The sequence below is a fragment of the Rhodococcus sp. NPDC058521 genome, assembly GCF_042719695.1.
Classification (GTDB): domain Bacteria; phylum Actinomycetota; class Actinomycetes; order Mycobacteriales; family Mycobacteriaceae; genus Rhodococcus_F.
On sequence record NZ_JBHXNL010000001.1, the window covers coordinates 776,756 to 791,278 of the forward strand.

At 65.0% G+C, this 14,523-nt stretch carries 13 protein-coding genes; 7 read left to right on the forward strand and 6 right to left on the reverse strand.

The annotated features are described in order from the left end of the window. The first annotated feature begins 17 nt into the window (after positions 1 to 17). Together ACFWO3_RS03725 and ACFWO3_RS03730 are read left to right on the forward strand one after the other, a co-directional pair. A complete protein-coding gene (locus ACFWO3_RS03725; RefSeq protein WP_378573772.1) occupies positions 18 to 854 on the forward strand; it encodes a GNAT family N-acetyltransferase in 837 nt (278 codons plus the stop codon). Between the two features lie 81 nt (positions 855 to 935). After that, a complete protein-coding gene (locus tag ACFWO3_RS03730; RefSeq protein ID WP_378574043.1) occupies positions 936 to 2,720 on the forward strand; it encodes a penicillin-binding transpeptidase domain-containing protein in 1,785 nt (594 codons plus the stop codon). 6 nt (positions 2,721 to 2,726) lie between these two features. Here ACFWO3_RS03730 and ACFWO3_RS03735 read toward each other — a convergent pair whose 3' ends face one another. Next, positions 2,727 to 3,599 (reverse strand): LuxR C-terminal-related transcriptional regulator, encoded by an 873-nt coding sequence (locus ACFWO3_RS03735; RefSeq protein ID WP_378573774.1) that lies wholly within the window; start codon positions 3,597 to 3,599, stop codon positions 2,727 to 2,729. A gap of 116 nt (positions 3,600 to 3,715) precedes the next feature. Between ACFWO3_RS03735 and ACFWO3_RS03740 the strand changes: the two genes are divergently transcribed. From ACFWO3_RS03740 to ACFWO3_RS03750, 3 genes are all read left to right on the forward strand, one after another. Then, positions 3,716 to 5,338 (forward strand): AMP-binding protein, encoded by a 1,623-nt coding sequence (locus ACFWO3_RS03740; RefSeq protein WP_378573777.1) that lies wholly within the window; start codon positions 3,716 to 3,718, stop codon positions 5,336 to 5,338. Positions 5,339 to 5,407: 69 nt separating this feature from the next. Further along, a complete protein-coding gene (gene map / locus ACFWO3_RS03745) occupies positions 5,408 to 6,265 on the forward strand; it encodes a type I methionyl aminopeptidase (protein WP_378573779.1) in 858 nt (285 codons plus the stop codon). Positions 6,266 to 6,303: 38 nt separating this feature from the next. After that, on the forward strand, positions 6,304 to 7,815 hold the full coding sequence (locus ACFWO3_RS03750; RefSeq protein ID WP_378573781.1) for a cobyric acid synthase: 1,512 nt from the start codon (positions 6,304 to 6,306) through the stop codon (positions 7,813 to 7,815). On the opposite strand, the gene ACFWO3_RS03755 is transcribed toward ACFWO3_RS03750, so the two are convergent. Genes ACFWO3_RS03755 through ACFWO3_RS03765 form a run of 3 tightly spaced genes read right to left on the reverse strand, consistent with a single transcriptional unit; the run spans position 7,812 to position 9,810 of the window. After that, on the reverse strand, positions 7,812 to 8,504 hold the full coding sequence (locus ACFWO3_RS03755; protein WP_378573783.1) for an ABC transporter permease: 693 nt from the start codon (positions 8,502 to 8,504) through the stop codon (positions 7,812 to 7,814). The two genes, ACFWO3_RS03750 and ACFWO3_RS03755, sit on opposite strands and share 4 nt — an antisense overlap. After that, complete coding sequence (locus tag ACFWO3_RS03760) at positions 8,501 to 9,421, reverse strand: ABC transporter ATP-binding protein (protein WP_378573785.1); 921 nt, start codon at positions 9,419 to 9,421, stop codon at positions 8,501 to 8,503. Before ACFWO3_RS03760 ends, ACFWO3_RS03755 begins: the two co-directional genes overlap by 4 nt. Next, positions 9,418 to 9,810, reverse strand: a complete 393-nt coding sequence (locus ACFWO3_RS03765) for a GntR family transcriptional regulator (RefSeq protein ID WP_378573787.1) — start codon at positions 9,808 to 9,810, stop codon at positions 9,418 to 9,420. Before ACFWO3_RS03765 ends, ACFWO3_RS03760 begins: the two co-directional genes overlap by 4 nt. Before the next feature lie 73 nt (positions 9,811 to 9,883). On the opposite strand from ACFWO3_RS03765, the gene ACFWO3_RS03770 reads away from it, so the two are divergent. Continuing rightward, positions 9,884 to 10,426 carry an alpha/beta fold hydrolase gene (locus ACFWO3_RS03770; protein WP_378573789.1) on the forward strand — a complete coding sequence of 181 codons (543 nt, stop codon included), beginning with the start codon at positions 9,884 to 9,886 and terminating at the stop codon, positions 10,424 to 10,426. A 33-nt stretch (positions 10,427 to 10,459) separates the two neighbouring features. On the opposite strand, the gene mtr is transcribed toward ACFWO3_RS03770, so the two are convergent. Next, positions 10,460 to 11,836 (reverse strand): mycothione reductase, encoded by a 1,377-nt coding sequence (gene mtr / locus ACFWO3_RS03775; RefSeq protein WP_378573791.1) that lies wholly within the window; start codon positions 11,834 to 11,836, stop codon positions 10,460 to 10,462. Continuing rightward, positions 11,833 to 12,852 (reverse strand): alpha/beta hydrolase, encoded by a 1,020-nt coding sequence (locus tag ACFWO3_RS03780; protein ID WP_378573792.1) that lies wholly within the window; start codon positions 12,850 to 12,852, stop codon positions 11,833 to 11,835. Before ACFWO3_RS03780 ends, mtr begins: the two co-directional genes overlap by 4 nt. 147 nt (positions 12,853 to 12,999) lie before the next feature. Between ACFWO3_RS03780 and mqo the strand changes: the two genes are divergently transcribed. Then, positions 13,000 to 14,520, forward strand: coding sequence for a malate dehydrogenase (quinone) (gene mqo, locus ACFWO3_RS03785; RefSeq protein ID WP_378573793.1), 1,521 nt, complete (start codon positions 13,000 to 13,002; stop codon positions 14,518 to 14,520). Positions 14,521 to 14,523 lie beyond the last annotated feature (3 nt).

The following is a 14,523-nucleotide window of genomic DNA, read 5'->3' on the forward strand; positions in this document are numbered from 1 at the left end:
CCGACAAGGTGGGGCAGATGCTCAAGCTCCTGGGTGCCAGACAATTGGGTGGCAGGGACGTGGCACAGATACTCGGTGTCCTCGACGCCGACCCTGTGGCCGCGTGCATGGTCGCCGCGCGCGTGGAGAAGTCGGGGATCGATCCCAGAATGATCCACGGGGAGCTGTGGAGCCGCGGTGGACCCCTCGAATCGCTCTGTTACGCGGGTGCCAATCTCGTACCGCTGCGCGGTGACCTCGACGATCTGCGCGCCTTCGCCGATCGGGCGTGTCGCGGTCCGCGGATGTGTTCGTCCCTCGTCGGCCGGGCCGAACTCACGCTGCCCCTGTGGGAGATACTGGAACTGGACTGGGGTCCCGCCCGCGAAGTGCGGCCGGATCAGCCGCTGCTCGCGCTGGGTGGTCCGCCGATCTGTCGTCCCGACCCCGCGGTGCGCAGGGTGCGGATGCACGAACTCGAGCAGTACCTGCCCGCAGCGGTGGCCATGTTCATCGAGGAGGTCGGTGTCGACCCTCGGGTGAACGACGGAGGGCGGAGCTATCAGCGTCGTGTCGCCAATCTGATCTCCTCGGGCCGAGCCTGGGCGCGGTTCGAAGACGGCGAAGTGGTCTTCAAGGCGGAGGTCGGATCGGTGTCGTCACGGGTCGGCCAGATCCAGGGTGTGTGGGTGGCGCCGTCGCATCGCGGTCGGGGCCTGGGGGCTGCCGGTACCGCGACCGTGGCCGAATCCATTCTGGCCGACGGCCGGACGGCAAGTCTCTACGTCAACAGTTTCAACGGTGCAGCGCGAAGAACGTACGCGCGCATCGGGTTCGAGCAGGTCGGCACGTTCGCGACAATTCTCCTGGACTGACGGGCCGCGCCTCACCTGGAACACGATCGGGCCGCCCTAGTATTGGCGGCGATGAAGCCCTCACACGTGCCCAGCGGTCAGATGACCAGGTCTGTTGCCCTGTTCGGAGCGGTCGCTGTTGCTGCGGGACTCGTGGCGTGCACCCCTCGTCCGGACGGACCGCAACCTGCAGCGCAGGACTTCCTGTCCGCGTTCGCCGAGCACGACACCGCGAGGGCCGCAGAACTCTCGGATCGCCCCGACGACGCGGGCCCCGCTATCGACGAGGCGTGGGAATCGCTGCAGGCGATTTCTCTGGATGCGGAGACCACCGACGTCGAGATCCGTGGTGACACCGCGAAGGTCGGATACAGCTACGAATGGCATCTTCCGAAAGATCGGGTGTGGACCTACACGGGCGAACTCCAGATGGGCAGGCGCGGAGGCGATTGGGCAGTCCGGTGGAGTTCGACGAATCTGCATCCGCGGCTCGGCGACCGCCAGAAGATGGTTCTCCGATCCGAGCAGGCCGAGCGTGCCCGGGTCAACGAGCACGCCGGATCCGATGTCTTGGTCCCGGGAGTCGTGTACCGCGTAAAGCTCGATGCGTCCCGGACAGACGACCTGGTGGGGACGGCGCGGTCGTTGTCGGCGGCACTGAACGCTTTCGACAACACCGTGACCCCGCAATCGATCGTGGAGTCGGCGACCGGAGTCAAAGGTGACTACCTGGTGACGCGCCTGCGCGAGGAGGATTACGAACAGATCGCTCCTGCATTGGACGGGCTCGCCGGTGTGACCGTATCCGACGAAGCGGACCTGGTCGCCACGGATCGAACGTTCGCGCCCGATCTCGTCGGGCAGGTGAAGAAGACGATCATCGACGAAGTCGACGGCAAGGCCGGGTGGAGCGTCGTCACGGTGAATCGCAACGGTGCCGACATCGACGTCCTGACCGAGACTCCGCCCGAGCCGGTCCCGTCCGTCTCGATCAGCCTGGATCGGCCGATTCAGGTGGCCGCCCAGAATGCTGTGGATGCACATCCGGACCAGGCGATGATGGTGGTCATCCAGCCGTCGACGGGTGACGTGCTCGCCGTCGCACAGAACAAGGCGGCGGACCGAGACGGGCCGGTGGCGCTGGCGGGCCAGTATCCGCCGGGCTCGACGTTCAAGATGGTGACCGCGGGTGCCGCGATGACGTCCGGACTTGCGACCCCGGACAGCACGGTGCCGTGCCCGGGAGAGATCGTCATCGGTGAGCGCAGTGTGCCCAACTACAACCATTTCGCGCTGGGCGACGTCTCGATGGCAACGGCGTTCGCGCGGTCCTGCAACACGTCGTTCGCGAAGCTCGCCAGCGAGATGGAGCCCGACGCCCTGAACGTGGCTGCATCGCAATTCGGTATCGGACCCAAGTACGAGGTGGTCGGGTTGCCGACCAATTCCGGGTCGGTGCCACCCGCGACGGACAAGGTGCAGCGCACGGAGGACGGTTTCGGTCAGGGCCGAGTTGTGGTGAGCCCGTTCGGAATGGCGCTTGCGGCGGCCACCATCGCGCACGGTTCGACGCCCGTCCCGCAGTTGATCAAGGGGCGCGAGACCAAGATCGAAGGTGACCATCCGAAGATCGACCCGAAGGTCGTCGACGGATTGCGCGGCATGATGCGACTCGTGGTCACGAGCGGAACTGCCGAGCGAATTGCCGACCAGGGCGAGGTCTACGGCAAGACCGGTGAAGCCGAGGTCGAGGGCGGTTCGCACGCGTGGTTCGTCGGCTACCGCGGTGATCTGGCCTTCGCGACCCTCGTGGTGAGGGGCGGCAGTTCGGACAACGCGGTTGCGGTCACCCGCGACATGTTCACGGCGCTACCCGAGGGCTACTGACGACCGTCAGGGGAGCAGACTCAGCTTGCGGGCGGAAACGACGGCTTCGTGGCGGTTGTGCGCGCCGAGCTTGCGCATTGCGCTGCGAAGGTAGCTCTTCACGGTTTCCGGGCCGAGACACAGACGGTCCGCGGCCTCGTTGTTGGTGCACCCCAGCACGATCTGCGCGAGGACGTCGAGCTCGCGTGGGGTCAGCGCCGGAACTTCGCTCGGCGGCTTCTCCGGGTCGTTGGTGACCACACCGGCCAGGCGGCGGGAGATGGCCCGCAACCGTTCCCGCAACGCGCTGTCCGACACGCCTTGCGCCACACCGCGTAGATCGGCGTGAATGTCGCGTAGTTCCTCGGTCGTCATGGACTCCGCTGCCGGGGTGGTGAGGTTGTCGAGAATGCGAACCCGTCGATCCACTTCGTCGCGGATCATGATCTCCGAACCCAGCCGGCGGCACGCCGCGACCAGGACGTCCGTGGCACGGTCACCGAGCGGCGTGCTGGCACGTGCGGCCGCATACATCACAGCGCGCGGGCTGCCTTTGACCATCACCGGAACGGCGAGGATGGATCGAAGGCCCTCGCTCTGCACGGGGTGGTCGAAATGGTGGGTGATCGTGGTCGAGCTGCCGTAGTCGCTGACCGCGTAGGGCCGACGTTGTTCCATGACGCGGCCACCCAGTCCCGACTTGGGTGGGATTGCGAGTCCGGCCAGCAGGTTCGTGCGGGTCCCCACGAATTCGGTGAGGTGGAGTGTGTCGCCGGAAACCGATCCTCCGAACAGAACGGGTACGCCGGCCGGCGTAGCCGCGCCGCGTAATTCTGCGCGCAGTGCGTCGGAGTCGCGAGGTCGCAGCAGCGCACTTGCTCGCGTGGTGTGGTCGAACAATTCGCACCCCTTTCCGGGGGTATTCACGACGGTCTGTGAGCTAGATCATAGACGGCGACCAATGTAGGCGGTGCTTCACCGGCACTGCCACGACTGGAGTAGCGAGGAGCCCGACGATGCATCCTGATGCCGACACCCGCGTGCGTGAACTGCTCGGCGAGTACGACACCCCGGAGGCATGCACCGCAGACCTTCTGTGCGACCGTCATCCGGCCGATGCGGTCGCCTTCACGGTGGTGGAGGGGGATCTGTCGTACGTCGACCTGACCTACGGGAAGTTGCGGGAAGAATCGACGCGCTTCGCCGCCGCACTGGCCGATCTGGGCGTGGACGCGGGCGATCACGTTGCGACGTTGATGGGCAAGTCCGCCGACCTCGTCGTTGCGTTGCTGGGGATCTGGCGCAGGGGAGCGGTGCACGTGCCGCTGTTCACGGCTTTCGCCGCGCCGGCGATCGCGTTCCGGCTGGAAGCGAGCGGTGCGAAAGTTGTCGTGGTCGACGCCGACCAGACGCCGAAACTCGCCCCGGGCGAAGACATTCCTGCCGAACCGACGTGGCGTCTGGTGGTAGCCGGAGGCGGGACGGACGACGCCGACTCTTTCCGGGCACTGATCGACACGCACTCGGCCGGCGATCCGAACGGGGCGGCCGCCGTGGTCGGGGGAGACGGGCCGATGGTCCAGTTGTTCACCAGCGGGACCACCGGCACCCCCAAGGGAGTGCCGGTGCCGGTGCGGGCACTGGCTTCCTTCCACGCATATCAGGAGTACGGACTCGATGTCCGGCCCGAAGACGTGTTCTGGAATGCCGCCGATCCAGGCTGGGCCTACGGTCTCTACTACGCACTGCTCGGCCCCATGGCCGCCGGAACACGAAGCCTGTTGCTGCACGCGGGCTTTTCCGCACCGACGACGTGGCAGATCATCGAGAAGTTCGGGGTCACCAACTTCGCAGCAGCGCCCACGGTCTACCGGAGCCTGCGCGCCGACCCGACCCCCGTACCGTACGGGTTGTCGCTGCGACGTGCCTCGTCGGCGGGTGAACCGCTCACGCCGGACGTAGTCGCATGGTCGAAGTCGGCGCTCGGTGTCGAAGTGCGCGATCACTACGGCCAGACCGAGCACGGCATGTTCATCGTCAACGCGTGGGCCGACGAGGTCAGGACCGAGGTGCGTCCGGGTTCGATGGGGCTGCCGCTGCCCGGTTGGGAGTGCACCGTTCTGCGCGACGACGCCGACGAGCCCGCCCCGCCCCGAACTCCGGGACGAGTGGCGATCGACGTGCAGAAGAGCCCTTTGCTGTGGTTCGGCGGTTACGTCGATGCGCCGGAGAAGACCGCGTCGCGATACGCCGGTGACGGTCGTTGGTACGTCACGGGTGACGCCGGCACGGTGGACGACGACGGCTTCTACTTCTTTTCCGCGCGTGACGACGACGTCATCATCATGGCCGGCTACCGGATCGGGCCGTTCGATGTCGAGAGTGTCCTGGTGATGCACGAGCACGTGGTCGAAGCAGCCGTCGTGGGAATGCCGGACGAGTTGCGGGGCGAGGTGCTGGAGGCGTTCGTGGTGCTGCGTGACGGCGTCGAGGGTGACGACGCACTCGAGGCCGAACTGCAGCAACTGGTGAAGACCAAGTTCGCAGCCCATGCCTACCCGCGCACCGTCCACTTCGTGCAGTCACTGCCCAAGACGCCGAGCGGCAAGGTGCAGCGATACATCCTCCGCAAGCGCTGACGCCTGTGAGTGGTTGACGAGTCCCTGGACTCGTCAACCACTCACAGGGGGACGAGTAATCTGGCGGGCATGTCTGTGCGTACCGAACTTCGTCCCGGAACCGTCTCGCCCGTTCTGAGTGTGCCCGCCGGCATCGAGCGGCCCGAGTACGCGTGGAAGCCGACCGCCGACGAGGGCAACGAACCCTGGGTCCAGACTCCCGAAACCATCGAGGCGATGCGGACCGCGAGCAGGCTCGCGGCACAGGCCCTGCAAGAGGCCGGTAAGGCCGTCGCACCCGGTGTGACCACCGACGAGCTCGACCGGATCGCACACGAGTACATGTGCGATCACGGCGCGTACCCGTCGACGCTGGGTTACCGCGGTTTTCAGAAGTCCTGCTGCACGTCGCTGAACGAGGTGATCTGCCACGGTATCCCGGACTCGACGGTGATTCAGGACGGTGACATCGTCAACATCGACGTCACCGCCTATATCGGCGGAGTGCACGGCGACACCAATGCAACCTTCCTGGCCGGTGACGTCTCCGAGGAACACCGACTGCTCGTGGAGCGCACCCACGAAGCGACGATGCGCGCGATCAAGGCCGTGAAGCCGGGTCGCGCACTCAACATCATCGGTCGGGTCATCGAATCCTACGCCCACCGTTTCGGTTACGGAGTGGTGGAGGACTTCACCGGCCACGGCATCGGTGAGACGTTCCACAACGGGCTCGTGATCCTGCATTACGACCAGCCGAACGTGGACACGATCATCGAGCCCGGAATGGTCTTCACCATCGAGCCGATGATCAACCTCGGCGGCATCGAATACGACATCTGGGACGACGGCTGGACCGTGGTGACAAAGGACCGCAAGTGGACGGCGCAATTCGAACACACGCTGGTGGTCACCGACTCGGGCGCCGAGATTCTGACTCTGCCGTGACGCCGAATGCCCGGCGCGGCAGGGGCGGTGCATTGCTCGTGGCGGGAACGACTTCCGATGCGGGCAAGAGCGTTCTGGTCGCCGGTCTCTGTCGACTTCTCGCTCGACGTGGCTTCTCGACTGCGCCGTTCAAGGCGCAGAACATGTCCAACAATTCGGTCGTCACACTGGACGGCGGAGAGATCGGCAGAGCGCAAGCCTTGCAGGCGCAGGCATGTGGGCTGGAGCCGAGCACTCGCTTCAATCCGATTCTGCTCAAGCCCGGTAGCGACAGGCGATCGCAACTCGTCGTTCGGGGTCGCGCCGTGACGACCGTCGGCGCAGCCGATTACATCCACCAGCGTGACCACCTGCGCGAGGTGGTGTCGGAGGACCTGGATGCCTTGCGCCACGAATTCGACTACGTGGTGTGTGAAGGTGCGGGTTCGCCGGCCGAGATAAACCTACGCGCAACGGATTTGGCGAACATGGGTCTCGCCCGTGCTGCGGAGCTACCTGTGATCGTGGTTGGCGACATCGACCGAGGCGGTGTGCTCGCGCACCTGTTCGGGACACTGGCGGTGTTGTCGGCCGAGGATCAGGCGCTCGTTTCCGGGTTCGTGGTCAACAAGTTTCGTGGTGACCAGGCGCTTCTGGAGCCAGGTCTGGAACAACTTCGGGCATTGACCGGTCGGCCCACGTTGGGTGTCGTCGCGTTCGCGAACGACCTGTGGATCGATGCGGAGGATTCGTTGGGTGTGGTTGCGGATGTCCCGGTGGGTCGGCCCGCGCCGCCCGTCGGCGAAGAATGGTTGCGGGTGGCCGCGGTGCGGCTTCCACGTGTCTCGAACTCCACCGATGTCGAGGCGCTCGCCTGCGAACCGGGTGTGTCCGTTCGCTGGGTATCCGAGGCGTCTCGGCTCGCCGATGCGGATCTGGTCGTCGTGCCGGGGACCAAGTCGACCGTGGCGGATCTCGACTGGTTGCGGCGCAGCGGGATTGCGGATGCTCTGGTAGCACGTGCCGCAGCGGGGTTGCCGATTCTCGGGATCTGCGGCGGTTACCAGATGCTCGGTTCTACGATCGCCGACGAGGTCGAATCCGGGGGCGGGCTCGTTCGGGGTCTGGGCATCCTGGACCTCGAGGTCGAGTTCGCGCCCGACAAGATTCTGACCCGGATGCGGGGTGACGCCCACGGTGTTCCGGTGTCCGGGTACGAAATTCACCACGGGCGGGTACGTCGCAACGGTGATCCACCGCTGCTGCACACTCACGACGGCGCTGCCGAGGGCAGTATCCGCGGCGCCGTGTACGGAACGCACTGGCACGGTCTTGTCGAATCCGATCGATTCCGGCGAATCCTGCTTGCCGACGTAGCAGACCATGCGGGGCGTCATGGCTTCGTCGCCGCGCCGGATACCGACGTATCCGAAATGCGTACGGCCCAGATCGATCTGCTTGCCGATCTGGTCGAGAAGCACGTGGATGTCGCTGCGGTTCTGAACTTGCTCGACGGTGGCGCACCCTCGGGACTGCCCACCATCGGCAACGTTCTTTCCGGTGGTGGCTAGGCGGGGGCGCGTCGTACGAGTTGCCACGCACCGACCGTGAACGCGGTGGCCAGGACCGCGGGGAGGGCGACCATCGGGACCGCTCTCGGGGTGTCGGCGAACCAGCTGCCGAAGGCGGGCCACCACCCTTGCCAGGTCATGAGGATGGCGGCGAGACCGAGAGCTACCAGCAGTCCGGCCCCCACCGAGAGCAGACCCGTCACGCCCCACCTCCGGTGGAGGGCCCCTATCAGCAGACCGATGCCGGCGATCAGTGCAAGAACGGCGAGATAGGTTGCAAGCTGGACGATCGGATTCGAGGTGAAGATGTTCGGAATCCCGAACATCACCATGTCCACGCCCCATCCGCCCGTTGCCGTCTCGACGGCGGACAGGGCCCACAACATGACACCGAAACCCACGACCTGGGCGAGTGCCACGAGGAGAGTGGCGGCGAAGTAGTCCCGTCGGGTGACGCTCATGCCCAGTGCGAAGGGGAACGTCTGCGTCATGGCGCCGATGTAGAACGCCAGTGCAACACCGAGGAGTGCCGAAACGCTTCCGGTGAAGTTGGATTCGCCGGTCTGCACGATGGCGAAGATCGCCCACGGAATGGCGAAGGCCACGGCGAGGATGCCGATCGGCCACGCCACGAGGAGCGGCCAGGCGACGGTGTGGATACGGGACACGGCCAGAGCGCGGGTCATCATCGCGCGTCCTTTCCCTCGAAGTTGGTGGTGTCGACGATGAGCTGTTGAAGCGACACTGGCTCGACTGTCAGGCCGAGGGCTTTCGCGTGCGCGATGTCTTCGGAGTGCGAACTGGATCGCATCGTCACGCGCGTGTGGCTCCCGATCGACTCTCGGCGAAGTTCGTCTCGTCCCCCGACGAATGGGTCGACGTCGCCCACGGGGCCTGCTACGACGATCGCGGATCCTCTGAGTTCGTCGGTATCGGCATCGGCGACGATTCGTCCCCGATCGATGAGAATCACGTGCTCGAGCAGGTCCGCCACTTCGTCGATGAGGTGTGTGGACAGCACGATGGTGCGTGGGTGCTCTGCATAGTCGGCGAGGAGCCGGTCGTAGAAGCGATGCCGCGCAACGGCGTCGAGGCCGAGGTAGGGCTCGTCGAAGAATGTCAGCGTCGCACGTGATGCGAGCCCGATGATGACACCGAGGGCCGAGGTCATTCCGCGAGACAGCTTCTTGACCTTGCGATCGGTAGGCAGGTCGAAGTCTCGGAGGAGTGCCTGTGCGAATTCCTCGTCCCAGTCGCGTAGCAGGTGGCGCGCTGCCGCGAGAACGTGCTTGACCTTGAAATCCGGGGGATAGCACTGGCCTTCGCGGATGCAGGACACCTGCCGCAGTACCTCGGTGTTCTCGTGGGGCGCACCGCCGAACACCGTGACCTGACCGGACGACTGAAAGGCCTGGCCGGTCATGATCTGCATCAGCGTCGTCTTGCCGGCGCCGTTGCTTCCGAGCAGGCCGTAGATGCGGTTTCGTTTCAGATCGAGGGTCACGTCGTCGAGTGCGGTGAACGATCCGAAGTGTTTGGTTAGTCCTCGGGTGGACACGACGATGTCGGTGTCGATGCCGAGCCGGTCGATGGTTGCGGCGCTCATCGCGCCCCCTCTCGTTGTTCGAGCATGGTCTTGATCTCGTCGATGTCGAGTCCGAGTTTGTCGGCCTCGGCGACCAATGGGTCTATGTACTGGCGCGCGAACCGATCGCGGCGACGTAGCCGAAGCGCATCGCGTGCGCCTTGCGTCACGAAGAGCCCGATGCCCCGCTTCTTGTAGAGAATGCCGTCGGTCACGAGCTGATTCAGGCCCTTCGCTGCCGTCGCGGGATTGATTCGGTGAAACGCCGCGAGCTCGTTGGACGACGGCGCCTGCTCTTCTTCGGGGAGGGAGCCGTCGATGATCGAGTTCTCGACCATCTCCGCAATCTGCAGGAACAGCGCCTTGCCGTCTTCGAGCACGACGTCACCTTCCCTGGTTGCGTGGTTCATTAGTCATGTAATGAACCATAGGGGTCGAGTATGGACGGCGCAATAGGGGGGCCATCGCGTACCGTTTCCGTCCATGGAGTTGATTCACGTGGCAGTAGACGGCGGGGACGGAGCCGTCCGAGTGGACGGGCCTGCGAGCAAGCACGTGGTGCTCCTGCTTCCCGGTGAAGGCGATGCACCCGACGTGTACGACGCCGTGTGCAAACGGCTGCACAACTCCGACCTGCGCACCGTCGTCCCGGAGGGGGCCGGATGGACGCAGGCCGCGATCCTGTCGGCCCTCGACCAGCTCGAGGTGGGCTGGGTCAATCTGGTCGGCAGCGGAAAGGGTGCCGAACTCGCATGGGAGCTCGCCGCCCGCCACTTCGGCAGATTCGCGAGCCTGATCGTGGCCGATCGAGGGCACCCGGCCGTCGGTGGTGAGGACTGCCCACCGGTCGAGCTTCCGACCACGGTGATGGTCGGAAGCCCCGAGCGGCGTGCCGAAGCCGACGCGAGTGGCCGCTACGTGTACGGCGAACTTCGGGTGGTCGAGACACCGACCACCGACAACGTGCCGAGGGATCGTTCGGCGGAGCTGGCCAGCGAAATCGTGCTCCGAACCAGCCCCTGGTGAGCGTGAACCAGTACAGCCCCTGGTGAGGTTGTCTCAGATCCCGAGTCCGAGAAGTGCGTTCTCGACCACTTCCGGCAAACCGGGGTGGATCCAGTACTGGCCTCTCGCCATCGTCATGGCGTCCGTTCCGAGGCTCATCGCCTGGATCAACGGCTGGATGACGGTGGGCGCCTGCGCGCCGATGACGTGGGCTCCGAGGAGTCGTCCCGTCCCACGTTCGGCGATGACTTTGCAGAAGCCCTCGTCGTCCTCCATCGCCCATCCGTAGGCGACGTCACCGTAGGCCTGAATCTTCACCGTGATATCGAATCCCTGTGTGCGGGCTTCGTTTTCCGTCATCCCGACGTGGGCGATCTGCGGATCGGTGAACACCGCTGCAGGGATGAAGTGGTGGTCGGACTCGCGGAGCTGTGACGTATCCTTCCACGCGTCGTGCAGGAGGTTGTGCTGGACGATCCTGGCTTCGTGATTGGCGACGTGCTTGAGCTGCTGATGGGAGGAGACGTCACCGAGCGCGAAGATCCCTTCTGCCGTCGTGCGCTGGAACTCGTCCACCACGACGTATCCTTCGTCGTCGAGTTCGACCCCGGTCTCGGCGACGTCGAGCAGATCGCCGTTGGGTCGGCGGCCGGTCGCGACGAGAAGTGCATCGGCGTCGATCGTGGTTCCGTCGACGAGTTGGACTCGGACCCCGTCGCCGGCATCGTGCACGGCTTTCAGCCCGCTCTCGAGACGAACGTCCCACTTTCCGAGTGCGAGATCCGTGAATCGCTCCGACACCGAGGCGTCGAGATGACGCAGCAGATGCTCCCCGCGCGCGATGACGGAGACCTTGCTGCCGAGTGCTCCGAAGACGTGCGCGAACTCGGCTGCAACGAAGCCGGATCCGAGGATCACCAAATGCTTCGGCATCTTCGGTAGCCGCATGACGTTCTCGTTCGTGTAGTAGCGGGCGCCGTTCTCGAGCACGGAGTCGGGAACGATGGGGCGTGAACCCGCCGCGATCACCACTTGATCGGCCGTGATGACCTCACCGGTACCGGTGTCGATCGTGCGCGGACCGACGAACCTTGCGTGACCGGGATACACGGTGGTGTTCGGACTCCCGTTCGTGCGGTAGTCCTCGCCGCCTGCGGCGATCGGGTCGATGCGGCCGAACACCCGCTTGACCACGTCGGGCCACCGGACGCCGTCGAGCGTGGCATCGATGCCGTACTTGCCGGAGTGTGTTATCGCATTGGCAACCTCGGCCGCGTACACGAACATCTTGGTGGGGATGCACCCGACGTTCAGGCACGTCCCGCCGAAGGTTCCCTCTTCGAGGATCGCGATCTTCTTGTCGGCGAATCGCTCGTCCGGCAACGAATTTCCGGACCCCGTGCCGATGATTGCCAGATCGTAGTGGGTCATGCGTTCGCCTCCTGATGTCCGTGCAGCCAGTCCAGCCAGAGATTCACCTCGGAGAAAGCCTGTGCAAGAGGTTCTTTCGCCGAAAGGAAGACGTCGTGCCGCGCACCGTCGATGGGCACGACAGTCGTTCGGTCGCCGAGACATCCTGCCCAACGGGCAATCTGACGGACGTCGAGAACCGCGTCGGCGGTGTCGACTTTCGGGTCGTAGCGAGGCGCGAAGTACGTCTTCTTCGACCGCAGAATCAAAGCGGGCACACCGATATCGAGGCCGCGGTGCAGTTTCGCGTGCCCCCGGCGAATCGCACGGAGCCAACCGAACGTGACCGGAAAGCCGTCGAGCGGCTTCCATTCGAGGTTGTAGTTCCAGATGCCTTTGCCGTCGACGTGCAGGCTCGTGCCGTAGGTGTCCAGGGAGGTCTTGGGAATGACGTTCTTACCGGCGATCTTGCCCATCGCGTCGACCGCCGCCGTGCCGACGCTGCGCAGGTACGCGGGGCCCTGCAGATCGAACCAGGGACTGTTGAGGATGACACCGGTGATTCCCTGGCCGGCGGTTCCCCCGGGCCGACGCTGCAACTTGTCGAGCCACAGCGGTAGGACGAGGCCGCCCGTCGAGTGGGCCACCAGCAGCACCTGACCGAGGTTGTCGGGCCGTGTTCCGGTTTCCTCGCGAACGATCCGCAGGGCCTCGTTCAGTTCTGTCTCGTACATCGAGAGATCCGACACGAAGTGCGCAGTCTGGCCGGGGTCCCGGGAACGGCCGCATTTACGCAGGTCCAACGCATAGAAGTCGTAGCCCTGGCCCGTGAAGTGCTCGGCGAGATGGCTTTGGAAGAAGTAGTCCGTGAACCCGTGGACGTAGAGGACAGCGCGTCCGTTCGTCTCTTCGGACGATTCCGGACGGTACTTGACCAGGGTGGCGCGGACGTCGCCTTCACCGTCCGGATCCGCCCCGAGGGGGATGGTCGTCTGCTGGTAGCCGTCGCCGAGGACGTCTGGAACCCAAGTAGTCACAGATCACAATCTAATGGGCGGTACCGCGGAGCGCGGAGGGGCACAATTGGGGGGAGTGAATGGGCTGCGTACGCACGGGTAGCCTGTTTCGCGGAACATTGCGAGCGGATTGCGCGCACGGCTCATGGACAGGAAGTCGATTCTCCAGTGTCAGACAAGAACGCGGTAGAGACGAAGACCGATGTAGTGCTCGTGGGCGCAGGCATCATGAGTGCGACCCTCGGTGCGATTCTGCGCCAGGTTCAGCCGGACTGGTCGATCACAATGTTCGAGCGACTCGACGCCGCAGCAGCCGAGAGCAGTGACCCGTGGAACAACGCGGGTACCGGACACTCCGCGCTGTGTGAGCTCAACTACACCCCGGCCAACTCGGACGGCACCGTCGACATCGCTAAGGCGATCAACGTCAACGAGCAGTTCCAGGTGTCTCGGCAGTTCTGGGCGCACGGCGTCGAGACAGGTGTTCTGACGCAGCCGAAGGAATTCATCAACCCCATTCCGCACGTGAGTTTCGTGCACGGCGCCGACAACGTGAAGTACCTCCGTGCGCGCTACGACGCACTGGCCGGTCACCCGCTTTTCGCGGGCATGGAGTACATCGACGACGCGGACGAGTTCGCTCGCCGCCTGCCGTTGATGTCGAAGGGTCGCGACTTCTCCGATCCGATCGCCCTCAACTGGACTCAGGACGGCACCGACGTCGACTTCGGTGCGCTCTCCAAGCAACTCCTGGGCTACGTGGGCGCCTCCGGAGGCACCATTCACTTCGGCCACGAGGTGACCGATCTCAGCAAGCAGTCCGACGGCTCGTGGATCGTCAAGGTGTCGAACCGCCGGACGGGCACCAAGAAGACCGTCCGCGCGAAGTTCGTGTTCGTGGGAGCCGGTGGCGGCGCCCTGCACCTGCTGCAGAAGTCGGGCATCTCGGAGGCCAAGGGATTCGGCGGTTTCCCGGTCAGCGGCGCGTTCCTGCGGTGCACGAACCCCGACCTGATTCACCAGCACAACGCGAAGGTCTACGGCAAGGCAGCCGTGGGCGCGCCCCCGATGTCGGTCCCGCACCTCGACACCCGCGTGATCGGCAACAAGCCGGGTCTGATGTTCGGCCCATATGCCGGATGGTCGCCCAAGTTCCTCAAGGAAGGCCGCGTCACCGACCTTCCGGGTTCGGTGAAGCCGAACAATCTGCTGTCGATGCTCGGCGTCGGTGTCAGCGAACTCGGCCTGGTGAAGTACCTGGTCAGTGAATTGGCGAAGACGGAAGCCGGTCGAATCGACACCCTCGGCGAGTTCGTGCCCAAGGCTGTTGCCAAGGACTGGGAACTGATCACCGCAGGCCAGCGTGTGCAGGTCATCCGCCGGGCCAAGGGCAAGGGTGGTGTGCTCGAGTTCGGCACCGCCGTCGTCAACGCGGGTGACGGATCGATCGCCGGACTCCTCGGCGCTTCCCCCGGTGCCTCCACCGCAGTGCCGGCGATGCTCGACGTCCTCGAACGCTGCTTCCCGGGCCAGTTCGAGGCGTGGAAGCCGAAACTGCAGGAAATGATTCCTTCGCTCGGTGTGAAGCTCAGCGACGACAACGATCTGTTCCGACAGGTCTGGGACTGGTCCTCGAAGGTTCTGCAACTCGATGCGGCCGACGTGGACCCGGTCGCCGTCTCTGCATAGGAC

Bases quoted from the DNA above. Each gene is read 5' to 3' on its own strand.
- ACFWO3_RS03725 (WP_378573772.1), top strand. From the start codon at position 18: ATGCTCAAGCTCCTGGGTGCCAGACAATTGGGTGGCAGGGACGTGGCA.
- ACFWO3_RS03730 (WP_378574043.1), top strand. From the start codon at position 936: ATGACCAGGTCTGTTGCCCTGTTCGGAGCGGTCGCTGTTGCTGCGGGA.
- ACFWO3_RS03740 (WP_378573777.1), top strand. From the start codon at position 3,716: ATGCATCCTGATGCCGACACCCGCGTGCGTGAACTGCTCGGCGAGTAC.
- map (WP_378573779.1), top strand. From the start codon at position 5,408: ATGTCTGTGCGTACCGAACTTCGTCCCGGAACCGTCTCGCCCGTTCTG.
- ACFWO3_RS03755 (WP_378573783.1), bottom strand. From the start codon at position 8,504: ATGATGACCCGCGCTCTGGCCGTGTCCCGTATCCACACCGTCGCCTGG.
- ACFWO3_RS03760 (WP_378573785.1), bottom strand. From the start codon at position 9,421: ATGAGCGCCGCAACCATCGACCGGCTCGGCATCGACACCGACATCGTC.
- ACFWO3_RS03765 (WP_378573787.1), bottom strand. From the start codon at position 9,810: ATGAACCACGCAACCAGGGAAGGTGACGTCGTGCTCGAAGACGGCAAG.
- ACFWO3_RS03770 (WP_378573789.1), top strand. From the start codon at position 9,884: ATGGAGTTGATTCACGTGGCAGTAGACGGCGGGGACGGAGCCGTCCGA.
- mtr (WP_378573791.1), bottom strand. From the start codon at position 11,836: ATGACCCACTACGATCTGGCAATCATCGGCACGGGGTCCGGAAATTCG.